This is a genomic window from Rhodanobacter sp. C03 (genome assembly GCF_002001175.1).
GTDB lineage: Bacteria > Pseudomonadota > Gammaproteobacteria > Xanthomonadales > Rhodanobacteraceae > Rhodanobacter.
Genome location: NZ_MUNT01000012.1, coordinates 1 through 13,209 on the forward strand (window position 1 = coordinate 1; position 13,209 = coordinate 13,209).

The 13,209-nt window shown below is 56.7% G+C and carries 12 protein-coding genes; all 12 read right to left on the minus strand.

Annotated elements, in window-relative coordinates; genetic code table 11:
• Positions 1-163 precede the first annotated feature (163 nt).
• The 12 genes from B0E48_RS16170 to B0E48_RS18130 all read right to left on the minus strand — a co-directional run bounded on the left by B0E48_RS16170 (position 164) and on the right by B0E48_RS18130 (position 13,123).
• Positions 164-454 carry a hypothetical protein gene (locus B0E48_RS16170; protein WP_139350320.1) on the minus strand — a complete coding sequence of 97 codons (291 nt, stop codon included), beginning with the start codon at positions 452-454 and terminating at the stop codon, positions 164-166.
• Positions 451-1,383, minus strand: coding sequence for an RHS repeat-associated core domain-containing protein (locus B0E48_RS16175; RefSeq protein WP_168170394.1), 933 nt, complete (start codon positions 1,381-1,383; stop codon positions 451-453). Before B0E48_RS16175 ends, B0E48_RS16170 begins: the two co-directional genes overlap by 4 nt.
• An 8-nt stretch (positions 1,384-1,391) precedes the next feature.
• Complete coding sequence (locus B0E48_RS16180; protein ID WP_168170395.1) at positions 1,392-4,610, minus strand: hypothetical protein; 3,219 nt, start codon at positions 4,608-4,610, stop codon at positions 1,392-1,394.
• Between the two features lie 1,973 nt (positions 4,611-6,583).
• Positions 6,584-7,042 (minus strand): phage virion morphogenesis protein, encoded by a 459-nt coding sequence (locus B0E48_RS16185; protein ID WP_077519197.1) that lies wholly within the window; start codon positions 7,040-7,042, stop codon positions 6,584-6,586.
• The gene (locus B0E48_RS16190) at positions 7,039-7,521 is read right to left on the minus strand and encodes a phage tail protein (RefSeq protein WP_077519198.1); all 483 of its coding nucleotides are present in this window, start codon (positions 7,519-7,521) and stop codon (positions 7,039-7,041) included. Before B0E48_RS16190 ends, B0E48_RS16185 begins: the two co-directional genes overlap by 4 nt.
• Positions 7,518-8,012 (minus strand): hypothetical protein, encoded by a 495-nt coding sequence (locus B0E48_RS17835; protein WP_077519199.1) that lies wholly within the window; start codon positions 8,010-8,012, stop codon positions 7,518-7,520. Before B0E48_RS17835 ends, B0E48_RS16190 begins: the two co-directional genes overlap by 4 nt.
• Entirely contained in the window at positions 8,009-8,617 is a 609-nt protein-coding gene (locus B0E48_RS16200) for an N-acetylmuramidase family protein (RefSeq protein ID WP_077519200.1), read from the minus strand. The genes B0E48_RS17835 and B0E48_RS16200 overlap by 4 nt, the downstream gene beginning before the upstream one ends.
• 73 nt (positions 8,618-8,690) lie before the next feature.
• The gene (locus tag B0E48_RS16205) at positions 8,691-8,975 is read right to left on the minus strand and encodes a hypothetical protein (protein ID WP_139350322.1); all 285 of its coding nucleotides are present in this window, start codon (positions 8,973-8,975) and stop codon (positions 8,691-8,693) included.
• Between the two features lie 855 nt (positions 8,976-9,830).
• On the minus strand, positions 9,831-10,562 hold the full coding sequence (locus tag B0E48_RS16215; protein WP_139350324.1) for an HIRAN domain-containing protein: 732 nt from the start codon (positions 10,560-10,562) through the stop codon (positions 9,831-9,833).
• The gene (locus tag B0E48_RS18125) at positions 10,559-11,416 is read right to left on the minus strand and encodes a hypothetical protein (RefSeq protein WP_139350325.1); all 858 of its coding nucleotides are present in this window, start codon (positions 11,414-11,416) and stop codon (positions 10,559-10,561) included. Before B0E48_RS18125 ends, B0E48_RS16215 begins: the two co-directional genes overlap by 4 nt.
• A gap of 93 nt (positions 11,417-11,509) precedes the next feature.
• Positions 11,510-12,250 carry an NrdJb gene (locus tag B0E48_RS16225; protein WP_077519205.1) on the minus strand — a complete coding sequence of 247 codons (741 nt, stop codon included), beginning with the start codon at positions 12,248-12,250 and terminating at the stop codon, positions 11,510-11,512.
• 114 nt (positions 12,251-12,364) lie between these two features.
• Positions 12,365-13,123 carry a hypothetical protein gene (locus tag B0E48_RS18130; protein WP_077519206.1) on the minus strand — a complete coding sequence of 253 codons (759 nt, stop codon included), beginning with the start codon at positions 13,121-13,123 and terminating at the stop codon, positions 12,365-12,367.
• Positions 13,124-13,209 lie beyond the last annotated feature (86 nt).

Sequence of the window (13,209 nt, forward strand, 5' to 3'; positions counted from 1 at the left end):
ATTCGAGGTAAATCGGCACGGCGGTGCCGGCGACCTGCCTCCACAGACACCTTTTCCCCGTAGCAGGTCCGGTGCTTTCTCATGGCCGTCTGGACGGCCGTTTCTAACTTAATTGATCAGAGCATCCTTAGTTTCCATATGAGTTTCGCATCAATAGGTAAAATCAAAAAAGACAAAGAATCAAGCCAAACGGAATTGCCAAAAAGAAAATCCAGCGCGCTGTGTAGATCAAATATTTCAGTTTCGTACTATATTCCTCTTCAGGAATAGTAAAATCCATCAACATTTGACTTATCTTTATAGACGACAAAATATCCGCCTCGAAGCCATCGCCTTTATCAAAATTAAAATAAGACGGATCTTCCTTATTAAGTCTATTCGCAACGTATTTAGAAAAATAATGCAGAGCCATCGCATACCCGGCCATGATTGCTATCGCCCAATTTATGCTCATTGATCCGACCCTTCAGCGTTGTTTGGGGCTACATTACGCTCAGTATCCTGCAAGTCGTCTTCTTCACCTACAGTAACGCTTCCAGTAACGCTTGTGCCATTAACTGTTTTAATTGTACCAAAATCACCGTAACCGAAGCCGAACTTCGGGTTAATTGTTAAATTACCATTTGTGTCCAAAGTACACTGAAGGCCGCCATGTAAGACATCTCCGGCACCGATTTCTGATTCCAACTTGACTGGTGAAGGATCACTATCTTCGCCGAGACTAATAGTAAAGAGCGGCTTTCTGGTTGAGATGTCAAAGCTTATATCTTCACCTTCGCCTATTACTGCCTGAACATTAGATTTTTCTAAATGAAGCAAATCTGCATTCGCAGAAAGTCCGACGCCTTCAGGCGCCTCATGAGCCGTCATTTCGAACAAGAATTTTTGATCTATTTGTTGATAAGTATGCACTACTGGCTGTACGACAAGAAGGTCTGTTAATTGATGGAACCAATCGAGCATATACGTGGGGCCTGGAAAATTGCCATCGGGATCTTGATTTAATATCGGATTATTATTTGCATACGCATATCTATTGAAGCTAAATAGCTGTGCATTTTTTGGCAAATGTGGGTCTACGCTCAGAAATCTTCCCACTAGCGGATCGTAGTAGCGCGCCTGCATATAAACCAATCCGGACTCTGGATCGTTCACATGCCCCGTATACCCCGGCCCGTTCGGCGCCGTGCCCAGCGCGATGCTGCCGTACGGCGCGTAGTCGAACGTCGCCGTGATAGTGCCGCTGGCATTGGCTTCTGCCAGCGGCGTGCCCTGCGGATCGGTATAGACATACGTCACCGTGCCCGCATGCCCCACGCCAGCCGCCATCAGCAGCAACACACCACCACCGAGGCCTAGCAGCTTTCCACGCAACTTGCTCATGAACGTGCTCATGGGTTGCCTCCAGAAACGGTCGTGCATTGCGTTGTGGTACACCCCGCACTGGCGCTGCCACTGTCCATACCCAGGGCAGCCCTCCACTTGGCCGCCGGGGCGGCGTCACCGTCACCCGGGAGGTTGATCGCGCCATTGCTGTTGCTCACCGGCGCACTGCAGCCCGCGATGCTGCAGGCGCTGACCGTGAAGCTGTATTTGCCAGGAGCCTGTCCTGGCATGTTGAAGCTGTTCGTCTGTGGGAAGTAGTAGTACTCACCCAACGAACCGTTGGTGCCGTAGACCGTCAACCCATAGGAGGTCGCCCACTGCATCGCTGTCCAGCTCAGGACGACCTGTCCACCGTTGGCGGTGGCCGTGAGGTTCGTTGGCGCCGCCGGCACCTGGGTCACCGAGACCGGTGCGGATACCGCCCACCCGCTGGCGCCATAGGCGTTACTGGCCGAGACCTGGAAGGTATACGTCCCTCCCGGAGCACTGGTCACACTGAACGAGGGTGTGGTGATGGCGCTGGCGATCGTGGTCCAGGCCCCACCGTTGAAGCTCTGCTGCACGGTGTAACTGGTGGCACTGACGGGCGCCGTCCAGCTCACGGTGAAGGGAGCAAAGGTCAAGCTCGTGGGTACCGTGACAGCGGGCAACGCTGGCGTCACCTCCAGCGTGGCCGAGGTCGTCCATGGACCACAGCTGCCGCCGCTACAGGCCTGCACCTGATAGACGTAGCTGCCGCCATTCCTGTTAGTAAACGCATAGCTGGTACCACTCACGTTCGTCGTGGTCCAGGCGCCTCCGTCGAAGCTTTCCTGCAAGGTATACGTGGTGGTCCCGGGCACGGCCCCCCAGCTCACTGTGTAGTTGCCGTTGCTCGGGTTATTGCTAAACGTGATCGCCCCCGGCGCATTCAATTGCGTATACGCGTTGCGGGCGATCAGCCGGGTGCCCAGGTAGATGAAATTGGTGGCTTGCCCGAGACCCGGCGCGAACTGATACATCAGCTGGCCGCCCTGATCGTAGAAGGAGGCCGTCGGCGAACCGCCGACCGGCGTCTTCAGGACACGTCGGCCCGACGCGTCATAGGCGTAGCTGTCGACGTTGGGAATCTGGATCAGCTGATCCTTCTGGTCGAACTGCAGGGTGTTGCCGTTCTTGGTGGTCTGGTTGCCGTCGTTGTCGTAACCAAACGTGTCGATCGTATTGGCACCGTTGGTGATGCTGCCCAGCTGCCAGAGCGGGTTGTAGTGGTAGGTCAGCGTCTGGCCACCGGTGACTCGGCTGCGCAGGTTGTTGAGTGCGTCGTAGGTGTAGCTCTCATTGATCGACAAACCTGCCGCCACCGCGCTGGTCAGTCGGTTCAGCCCGTCATAGCCGAACGACTTGCTGCGCAGGCCGGTCGGATCGGTCACCGTCTTGATGTTGGCGTCCGCGTCATAGACCATGCCCTCGCTGAGCTGCGTCGTCGTGCCGGCGGTATAGCTGAAGTTGCTCAGCAACTGGCGCTCGTTCTGCGATGCCGCGTATACGGTGCCATTGCCGTAGGTGAAGCCCGCCACCTGGCCGTTGGGCCAGTAGGTGATGCCGCTGGCATAGCTGCCGACCTCGGTGGGGCGACCCAGCGCATCGGGCCCATAGACGATAGCTTGATTGCCGCCGTTGCTGCCGCCGCCCGGGTAGGCCACAGCCGCGAGATGGCCGTTGGCGTCATGGCTGTAACCCAGGCTCACGGTGGACTGACCGACCACACTCAGGGTGTCGGTCATCGGCATGTTGCGGTAATTGTAGGTGCCGTTCCAGACCGTGAGTCCGGACGTCGCCTGCTTCAGATTGCCCACCGCGTCGTAGAGGTACGACGTGCTTTGCGTGCCTGCCGGCGGCACGATCGTGTGCACCCGGTTCGTCGGATAGTAGGTGTACTGGGTCATTGCCGTGGGGGCTATCTGACCGGCGGTGGCGCAGGCTCCCGTCAGGCTCAGGCCGGTGGCGCTCCAAGCCTTATTGTTGGCGCCGTCATAGCCCATGGCCTCGCTACCGCTCTCCGGCTCAGTTGTGAGGCATAGCCGGTGGTAGCTGTCGTAGTAAAGATTCTTGGTGACGCTGTCGTTCTCGCTGCCGTTGTAAAGACCCGACTGGTTGATCGACAAGGGGTTGCCGTAGACATCGCGATTGATGGCTTGGGTGACACCATTGGGCGCTTGCACCAAGATCGGCGCGCTGTACGACGGCTCATCGAACACCTGGTAATGCGTGGTGGTGACGTTGCTCTTGGGATCGGTCACCTGTTCACCGGCACCGGACAGGTAGATCGTGCTGCTGGTCAGCGCGCCCAGCTCGGAGTCCTGCTGCACCTGGGTCACGCGCTCCAGTGCATCGTATTGGTGATGCGTACCGGGATCGGCCAGGAGAGTGGACAGGCTGGCGGCACCGCTCACCGGATACGACGTGAACGTCGGCTGCCCCTTCCAGTCGTACGCGGTGCCGGTGCTGATGTCGGTACCGGGGATCGAGGTATCGCTGAGCACCGGGCGCAGCATCGCGTCGAAATAGGTCGTGGTGACCGCACTCCCTGTGGTGGTCGTGCGATCCCAGTGGCCAGCAGCAATCCCTCGCTCGGCGCTGGCGAAGTTGTACTGGAAGGTGGTCGAGTTCCAGGCCACCTCATCGCCCGTGGGATAGGTGATGCTCGCAATGCGGCCCACCGGGTCGTAGGTATAACCGGTGGTGTGGCCGTTCTGATCGGTAATCGAACTGATCTGGCCCAAGTCATCGACGACCAGCGACTCGCTGGTGGTATCCGGATAAACGATCGACTGCGGAATGCCGCGATAGTAGTTGCCCAGGGTGGTCGTGTTCGAGTCGCCGTCCTCGAAGCTGGCCAACTGACCTGCACTGTTCCATGTGTAGGTCATCAGGGTCTGGCCGAAACGGGCGCGCGTATGCAGCGTGTCGTTCGGGTAGTAGGTGTTGAGGCTTTCGATCTCGTTGTTGTTGGTGACGTTGGTCACCTGCACCGGCAGGCCCAGCACCCAGAGCAACGGGTCATAGAGGAAGGACGTTTTCTCCTCGATCGCCTGCTGTCCATTGATCGAGTTGGAGCGCTCCACATCGCGGGCTTGCCCATACTCGTTGATCGACAGCGCCTGCCAGGTGTAGGTATCGCCGTCCTGTAGCGTTTGCCGCTGATTTATCGGCGCGAATGTCTCTAATTGCGCCGCATTCATATTGGGTTGCAGGGATGACCCAAAGTGCGTGGGCCACGGCCCCCCAGTGGCTAAGGCGTAGCCATTGATCTCGCTGCGTAAAGGCGTGCCACTTGCTGCGCCCGAATAATAATCAGTACGCAGAAGCTCGCTTTCGGTAACATCAAAACGGTTACTGAAAGTGTACTGCGTCGTATTGTTTGAGGGATCGGTTACATTCGTCCAGACCGTTGAGACGCATCCAGAAGTGCATGCACTAGCCCAGCTTTGATTGGGTGCGGAATAGGCGTAAGTCCAAGTCTGCGTCGGCATGCCTGCACCTGAAAATTGCTTGCTAATAAGCGAATTCACCGGATACAAATTAGGAACAGCTAAAACATTTACGCCACCCCCGTACGGCTGATTACATTCATACGGAACGTTTGATCGCCCGTGGGCATTTGATTCTAATGTAAAAGTACCCACTAACCCTGAGGGGTGAAGAAACGTCTCTGTCGCTGTCGGCCAAGGTTGAGGAATAAGCGTTGCAATGCATCCCGCAGTACCATTGAGGGCATTAGTATTATATCCAATAATTGGATAAATCGTTTTTTCCGAAACGCTAAAGTTAAATGACCAAGAACTCCCATCCGGCAGTACAACACTCGATAAAGAGTAGTTTGTTGGGTTATAAACGTACGACCATGTTCGAGAGGGCCCACTTCCCGACTGAACCACCGCGCTGGTTATGTAGTCCGGATTTAAGGAGCTACCGTAATTAAGTGTAAGTTGACGACCATCACTGGCCGTAATTGTGGTTAAGTCACCTCTGCTGTTGTAACTGTATGTCAAACTGTTTCCAAAACGGTCTTCGACGCGCGACGTCATCATCATGTCCATGACGCGATACATCGGCATGTAGTCCTGCCCCCCGCCTAGCGAGCCGGCAGGTTTGGAGGAGACCAGCCAGTCCATCCAGTATTTCGTGCCATCCGGAGCAACCACCAAAAATCCCTCACCGACCGCACCGTTAGAAGTTTGTGGTAAACAAGCAATTTGCCAATTCGTCTTGGTAACGATGCTAAATGTATACGCGGAGCCATTCGGCTGCGTCATCTGGGGCGACAAGGTATTATTTGTGGAGTCGCGCAACAGCAAGTCCTGGCGATCCATACCTGGGATAGCCAGGGTGTATCCGTGCCACCACATGTTAGGGGTGTAACCTTGCGGAGGGCCACCACCCTCGCCTTCAAACGAATGAAAAATAGATGGGGCGGTTTGAAGATTGCTGCATCGGTTGGCGTCTTGCGAAAAAAACCAATGCGGCACTGTGCCTGCTGGCGAGTTCGGTTGGGTTGCATTTATATCGGCTGACAGCGTTTCTATGTGTGGAGTCTCGAGGTTCCAATCCCCAAGGTTTCCACCTTGACTTGCTATGTCGTTCTTACCAAGCGTGCGTATTAATTGCAGCCGTGGACCAGTGCCAGCTAGATCTATATCTGTTTCCTGGAAAGATAAATTGCCATCGGAAAGATTGACGCTCTCCCCGAACGGATTCTCACCCAAGGGGGTGATACTTTGGTTAACTCGCGTCAATGACCTATATTCGTCTTCCGGCGTGCCCCCGGATTGCGCGTGAGCCGTCACCGACACCCCAACCAACAACATTCCCAGCCACAGCAGATGGCAAAGCTTCTTCATGACATGTCCCGAGCGATGGTAGCGACGACGCGGCGACGCGCGTGGAGGCGTTGTTGCAGATTGGAAAGGCTTGCGATGAACTGACGCAGGCCACGCACGCGACGACAAGCGGGCTCAGCGACAGCTGCTCGTGGCGATGCGAAAAGAAGGAACGCCTTGCGGCATCCTTGCGCGTACTTGGTCATCCGTGTTGCCCCTGTACCGAACGTCGCGTTCGATCAGTAGAAACTAGCAAGCCGGACGAGGCTTCTCAACAAGCAGGTTTTTACGACTGCCTCAAAGACCCCCATGCGGACAAATCCAAAGAGTGAGGTTTAGCGCGATAATTGATCGATCAGCACGTCACGGATCATGGCGCGATCGGTGGCAGCAAAACCGAGCAAACGGCGGCGCGGGTAGCGCGCACGAGGACCATGCGCTGACACCCGATCCTCGCCGCCCTCCTGGTGCACACTGGCAATCTGCCCGGCTCGGCCGGTGATCTCGACGCTGGCGACATCCGCGGTGGTCTTGGCCTTGAGGTATTTGGCGGTTCGCAGTTTGGTGAACATGGCGTCGCGTTTGATGCGGCCCTTTTTACTGCGAATATGCTTACGTGCCATGCGCGGCACGAACGCGGCGCCCTCCGGGCCCATCTGCGCGGCGATGCGCTGCTGCTGGCTGCGGCGCAGTTCGCGGCTGATGGCCTGGGCGATGGTGCGGCGGCTGGTGGGTGCGAGCTTGAGCAGCAGGCCGCTGGCCCAGTTCTCTAGCAGGACGAGATCGTCGCTCACGCCGGCGGCACATCCCACTCGGTGAGCAGTTGATCGCGCAGGTAGATCGACCAGTGTGCGGCCACCAAGTGCGCCTCGGGCTGCGGCTCGTCGGCGATGGTGATGTCGAGCTTGCCGTTGCCCAAATCCCTGACGATGACCCGCTCGCTAAGTTGCAGCTTGATGCTGAGGTCGACCTTGTCGTGGTCGATGATGTCGGCCTCGAACTGGACGCCAGTCTGGCGCTTGTCGACGTTGTCGAGCAGCTCGAGCTGGTTGACGCGCAGCCAGATCAGGATGGCCAGCCACACCACCAGCGGATCGCCGGCGAAGTCGGTGACGATCAGGTTGAGCGTGTACGTGGTCTCGAAGCTGAGACCGGGCGCATAGGTACTTTGCAGGCTGCCGGCGTCGATGAATACCAGCAGGCGCTCCGGATCGCGGGCGAGATCCGGCAGCGCGGCAACAAGGGCGGCGCGCAGGCTGGCGGGTTTCTTCATCGCGCGGTACCGGGTGCGGTGTTGAGGCGCACCCAGTCTTGCAGCGCGATCAGCTCGGCGGCGGTGGCGTGGCAGGTGGTGTAGTTGTCGACGATGGTGCCGGTGGCGACAGAGAGTGCAATGCCGCTGGGCTGCGCATCAGCAGCTCCGGCGGGTCCGGGCAATACATTCGCTGCGGCTGCGTCGTGCACGCGGGCAAAGCCGAGAGGCAGAGTGCAGCGATGGTCATCAGCTTGCGTGACATAGACGGGGATCTCCTTCGTGATGGTGGCGCCGATGTCGTGCACGACCTGCACGCGATCGACGTACTGCACGACGACGTGGTCGCTGGCCTGTTCTTGCACGAGCTGGCCCTGCGCATCGCGGGCGGTCTGCTCGGCGGTGGTGGCGCGGGCCTCAGCGTCGACGAGCTGGTGATGGGTGAGCCACAGGTAGCCACCCAGCGCCGCCAGTAGCGCGGCGCCGAGCAGGATCTGACGCAGCACGTTCATGCGGCCTCCGTCGTCGTGCTGAGCGCTGCGCTGTAGCGTGCGTAGGCGCTGGCTAGCTTGGTGTCGTAGAGGTTGGCGGTGTAGGCCGGGCCGTTGTAGATTTTGGCGAACGTGGCCCACTTGCGCGCGCGCAAGGCCTTGAGCAGATCCGCGTCCAGCTGCACGAAGCTGACGAAGGCGGCCAGGTGCACTGCCTCACCCTTGGCGAACACGGCGGCCATGGCGACCGCATTGGTGTAACCGAGCGAGATAGCGTGGTAGCCCATGATCTGGAAGCGGCCCCAGCTGCAGGCGGCGTAGGCGGCCTCCTGGTGGATGGCCGCGGCCTGCGCGAGGCGTGCGTATTCGGCAGCGCCGCCGATGTAGCCACCGCGCTGTTGCGACAGGATCGACTCGGGCAGGTTGACGGTGGAGGGATCGATGCCGGCCGCCACCAGCTGCTCCCAGAACACGTGTCGCTCGAACAGGATTATCACGCGACCATCGGGCAGGAAACCACCGCTCGGGCTTTCGACCTCGATCACGGCATTGATGGCGGCCGCCTCGCAGTCGAGCGTGGTGGCAGCGGCGGCGATGTCAGCTTGCGTGAGTGCGAGCGGGTCGATCTCGAAACAGGGGTCAGAGTCGACTTTCTAAAAGTGCACTCTGACCTCTGTTTCTTGTCTAGAGAGTTCCTACTTAGAAATTAGCGCACGCGTTGGCCGTGGCCAATGCAATGGCTTTCGGGTTCATTTCAGGCTTGTCGTAAGTGGCCCGGATCGGCATCAACGCATGAGCCTGATCCATCACATCCGTGTATTTCTTCTTGCTGTCGGCTATCGCCTGGTCCATCGGGACACCTTTGTCCCTGCCCACCGCTACACCCGACATGTAGTTTGTCAGGTCGTCGCATTTCGCTTTCGACTCCGCGAAAGCAGGTGATACGGCAAGAAGAGCGAGGAGCACTAGGGTATAGCGGCGCATTGAAGTTCCTTTTCCGAAACAGGGGTCAGAGTCGACTTTCTAAAAGTGCACTCTGACCCCTGTTTCTGGTTTACGGAAATGCAGTCTGGCAACGTTCGACACCGCATCAAACTGGCAAAGCAACACCCAGAAAGAGAACAACACGATGATCAGCATTGGCCCGAAAGCTCAGGGCAAGAGCATCAAGCGCCTGGCATTGACGGGAAGTCTCTTACGGAACTGTTAGGCGGTATACCCAATACTATTGAGTGCGCCTTGGATTAAATCAGCTTGTTGGTGCATGCCAATTTTACGAAGCTCCTCAGCAAAGAGCGGCCATGGCGGGAAAATTGCTCTAAAAGGATTTGCATCAGGGCCGGTATACATGCCACCGCCGGGACCAGTGTAGAGGCCGCCTCTTGGACCGGAATATAAGCCGCCTCCCGGTCCCGTATATAGACCGCCAGCTGGACCTGTATAAGCGCCGCCTCCCGGTCCGGTGTACAAACCGCCTCCCGGCCCCGTATATGCGCCACCGCCCGGACCTGTATACATGCCACCACCTGGCCCCGTGTAAGCCCCACCGCCTGGACCTGTATACATGCCACCTCCAGGTCCTGTGTAAGCTCCCCCCGCAGGCCCTGTATACATATTACGAACCCACGTTGTCGGTTCACTCATGCGAATCTCTCCTTTTGATTTGATGCCTAACGCTGGAGTTAAGCAGCGTCGGAGACGTCCGCCTTGGACGACCTGTTAGCCATCACTGCTTCCGTTCCTACGAATGGGTGATGGTAGCGCCAGCAGTGCTGGGGTGGACTACCCCAGCTTGCAGGCTCGGCATTCAATAAATGAACCAGACCCTTTTCATGAATTTCAAGAAAACTCTTTAAATAACTGATCTTCGCAAGGAGAAAAATGACTAGGCCACGGCGCAAGAATTTTGCAAAGGATGCGATATTGAGCCGGCGCGTCCAAGTTAACTTTTTCAACCGTAACTTCGACTTTTTTACTACCTTCACCTTCTTTAAGCAAAGACATAAAATCTCTGGCAAAATACGCAGGCGTGTAGCCAATTAGTGAAATTGGATCATCCGTTCGAAGCATTAACGCAGCTCGATCTTGCATATTTTGCAAGTCGCAAATTAAAAACAACCGTTCGCCGGCCTTCAGCTCATCTGCACGCTCACGCGAAGCTGGAGTGGCATGCCTCAGACCGCGGACAAAAAAGAATGCCTCATACATTGATTCCTTTGTCGGTTCTGGGCATGGGATGAGCTCAAGATTGTCCGTCGCCCGCAATCCACCAGTTCTGGCAAGCTCATCTAACTGGTTGTCTTGAAATTTCGAGAGGCCAAGCCATTCAATATAATCTGCATATTCAGGCCTATTTTTCGGAAGCGCGCGATTAGCAAATAGAGGAAATAGATCTTTAGAAAAATAAGTTTGCGAAAAATCACTCATCCGACCAAACGGAAGAAAATTATTGAATTTATTTACACCCTTAGTATAGGCAAAACGATAACCATCTTCTTTGCGAGTGAGCTTTCCAACGGGCGCCCACTGCCGAGTCACCGGATCTTGATATGCGACAAATAGAGCTTTCATAGGTAAATTTCCGACAAGCGCTGTTTGTTCAATTCAAGCATGCGAAGAGCAAACTTTTTTGCTGTTGGTCCCATCCAGTCATCTTGGACCACATCAACGACTCGAGCCATCTCGTCAAAAGTTAAATTGTTCAGCTTCCCAAGCCAATAGTTCGCCGCATCTGGATCATGGCGTGCGCCTGCAACAAAAGCATCCAACGTAGACAATGGCTTCTCACTAGTACTTGTTGCGTAAAGCGCTGATGTGGCGCGCTCTACATAGCGATGAATTCCACGATTTTTGTCTCTGGTGACTAGCCGTTCCTCACGAACTTCGTCACGTTCATTTCGGCCCAAACTTGAAGCATGATCGAAAGTGGGTTGCAGGTAGATCTGCCCATCCGCCACAAGGAGCCCCCAGTTTTCATCATGTCGATCTTGGTTGCCGATCAACACATCAAGCATCAAATATCCAATGAAAACAGAAGCCGCGGAGCGGAATTGAGCCACAGTTACCCATCCTAACGGCAATTGTATGGGGCTGCCGCTAAGCAGAGCAAAAACTCGGCCGATAGTGTGGTGCTGACGACGGTACTTTGGGGCGGTGTCATAGCCTGAGACAGCGAAGCTCAATAGCTCGTTGCCGAAGACCAGACGCCCATCAGGGGGAACAAAGGAGGGTGTAACAACACCTCGACGCCCCTGCCATGAGGCCAAGTCGTAGCTGGCATGAGGAAGATCAAGACGAGTGCAGAGTTCATCCGCAACTTTTTCAGCCCAGTCTTCACCAATGCCCAGCCGAGACTGTTTAAATAGGCAAAGACGGCCATCATCAGTCTGAAACCAAAATTTGGGTTTGGTACCCAACTGCTCCATCTGTCGATCAACGTCAGGTGGCACTTCTACAACTTGGTACGTCAAGACGGGACCTCAGATCTGCCTGTGCGTCGATGCACTAGCTTGCCTTCTTCAACCGCACTTCGAATATCCACAATTCAAGCAAGTCTGACACCCATCCATCAGCACCAGCGCCTGCGTATTGCACTTCACGCACAGCGTGGCACCCGGCGGAAAGCCGGAATCGTTGATCTCGCCCTTGCCGCTGGCCGCCGCGCTTACCTCAGTGTTTTTTTTTGCCCCGGCCGCCTCGTACGCAGCGCGCTTGTCAGCAATCAACTGGCGCGTGGCAGCATCCATCTCCGGATCGTGGATCAGGCCGATGTTCTTCATGTGCTGCTCGATTACCGCGCCGATCTCGGCCACGATCGACGGCATGTAGACGCCGCCGGCCTTGAAGTAGCCGCCGCGCGGATCGAACACGGCCTTCAGCTCTTCCACGATGAAGGTGACGTCGCCGCCCTTGCGGAACACGGCGGACAGGATGCGGGTGAGCGCCACGATCCACTGGAAGTGGTCCATGTTCTTCGAGTTGATGAAGATCTCGAAGGGACGGCGCAGCTCATGCGGCGTACCCTGGTTGAGCACGATGTCGTTGATGGTGACGTACAGCGCGTGCTCGAACAGCGGTGACTTGACCTTGAAGGTGGAGCCGACCAGGGTTTCCGGACGCTCCACGCTTTCGTGCATCTGGATCACTTCGGCCTGGCGCAGTTCTTTCGGCGCGGCGGCGGTGACCGGGGTGGCGGCAACCTTGTCTTCGGGTTTGACCACGTTGTAGCCCGTGATCTTCTTGTCGATCTTGATTGCCATGGTTTCGCTTCTTCTTCTTGGGTATTGATGCTTGGGTGCTGATGCCGGAGTGGACGCGGCGTGCTGCGAAAAAGCACGCGGCCCGGCGCATGGCCGGGCCGCATGCGGTGTCACTTACTTCCGTTTTGCAGCGGCCTTCTTGCCGGCAGCCTTTTTCATCGCTGGCTTGGCCGACTTGACGCTCGCTTTCTTGCTGGCAGTGGACCTCTTTGCCGTCTTGGCGACGGCTTTCTTGCTTGCACCTTTCTTGGTGCTGGCGGACTTCTTCGCTGCCGCCTTCTTCGGTGCGGCCTTCTTGCTGGCCGGCTTTTTGCTGCTGACCTTCTTTGCGACCTTGGCGGCTTTCTTCTTCACCACCTTGGCGACTTTCTTCGCGACCTTCTTCACCGCTTTCTTGGCGGCGGAGGCTTTCTTGATGACTTTCTTGACCGCCTTCTTCACGGCTTTCTTGGCGGCGACCTTCTTGGCCGGTGCCTTCTTGGCCACTTTCTTGGCGGCGGTCTTCTTCACGGTTTTCTTGGCGGCAGCTTTCTTCGGTGCAGCCTTCTTGGCCGCGGCCTTTTTCGGCGCAGCTTTCTTGGCAGCGGCTTTCTTCGGTGCGGCCTTCTTGGCGGCAGCCTTCTTCGATGCAGCTTTCTTGGCCGCAGCCTTCTTTGGTGCAGCTTTCTTTGCTGCAGCCTTCTTCGGCGCCGCCTTCTTTACACCTTTCTTGGTGTTGGCCGGAGCTGCCTTCTTCGCAGCCGGCTTCTTCACCGCCGGTGCGGCAGCCGCGGGCGCGGCCGGCACGTCGGGCAGTACAGGCAGGACGACGGCAGGCGCGTCGACGACCGGTGCGGCGCTGCTGTTCACTTCAAATTCGTTGTCGATGGACATGCTGATGTTCCCCTCCGATGGACCGCTTGAGTTGTCGCACGCCGGTGGCGTGCGACGGTTCAGAACTTTAGTCTTGAGCCTTTATT

What these genes read in the sequence shown, in the direction of transcription:
- B0E48_RS16170 (WP_139350320.1), bottom strand. Translation starts at nt 454, where the DNA reads ATGAGCATAAATTGGGCGATAGCAATCATGGCCGGGTATGCGATGGCT.
- B0E48_RS16175 (WP_168170394.1), bottom strand. Translation starts at nt 1,383, where the DNA reads ATGAGCAAGTTGCGTGGAAAGCTGCTAGGCCTCGGTGGTGGTGTGTTG.
- B0E48_RS16180 (WP_168170395.1), bottom strand. Translation starts at nt 4,610, where the DNA reads ATGAATGCGGCGCAATTAGAGACATTCGCGCCGATAAATCAGCGGCAA.
- B0E48_RS16190 (WP_077519198.1), bottom strand. Translation starts at nt 7,521, where the DNA reads ATGAAGAAACCCGCCAGCCTGCGCGCCGCCCTTGTTGCCGCGCTGCCG.
- B0E48_RS17835 (WP_077519199.1), bottom strand. Translation starts at nt 8,012, where the DNA reads ATGAACGTGCTGCGTCAGATCCTGCTCGGCGCCGCGCTACTGGCGGCG.
- B0E48_RS16205 (WP_139350322.1), bottom strand. Translation starts at nt 8,975, where the DNA reads ATGCGCCGCTATACCCTAGTGCTCCTCGCTCTTCTTGCCGTATCACCT.
- B0E48_RS16215 (WP_139350324.1), bottom strand. Translation starts at nt 10,562, where the DNA reads ATGAAAGCTCTATTTGTCGCATATCAAGATCCGGTGACTCGGCAGTGG.
- B0E48_RS18125 (WP_139350325.1), bottom strand. Translation starts at nt 11,416, where the DNA reads ATGGAGCAGTTGGGTACCAAACCCAAATTTTGGTTTCAGACTGATGAT.
- B0E48_RS16225 (WP_077519205.1), bottom strand. Translation starts at nt 12,250, where the DNA reads ATGGCAATCAAGATCGACAAGAAGATCACGGGCTACAACGTGGTCAAA.
- B0E48_RS18130 (WP_077519206.1), bottom strand. Translation starts at nt 13,123, where the DNA reads ATGTCCATCGACAACGAATTTGAAGTGAACAGCAGCGCCGCACCGGTC.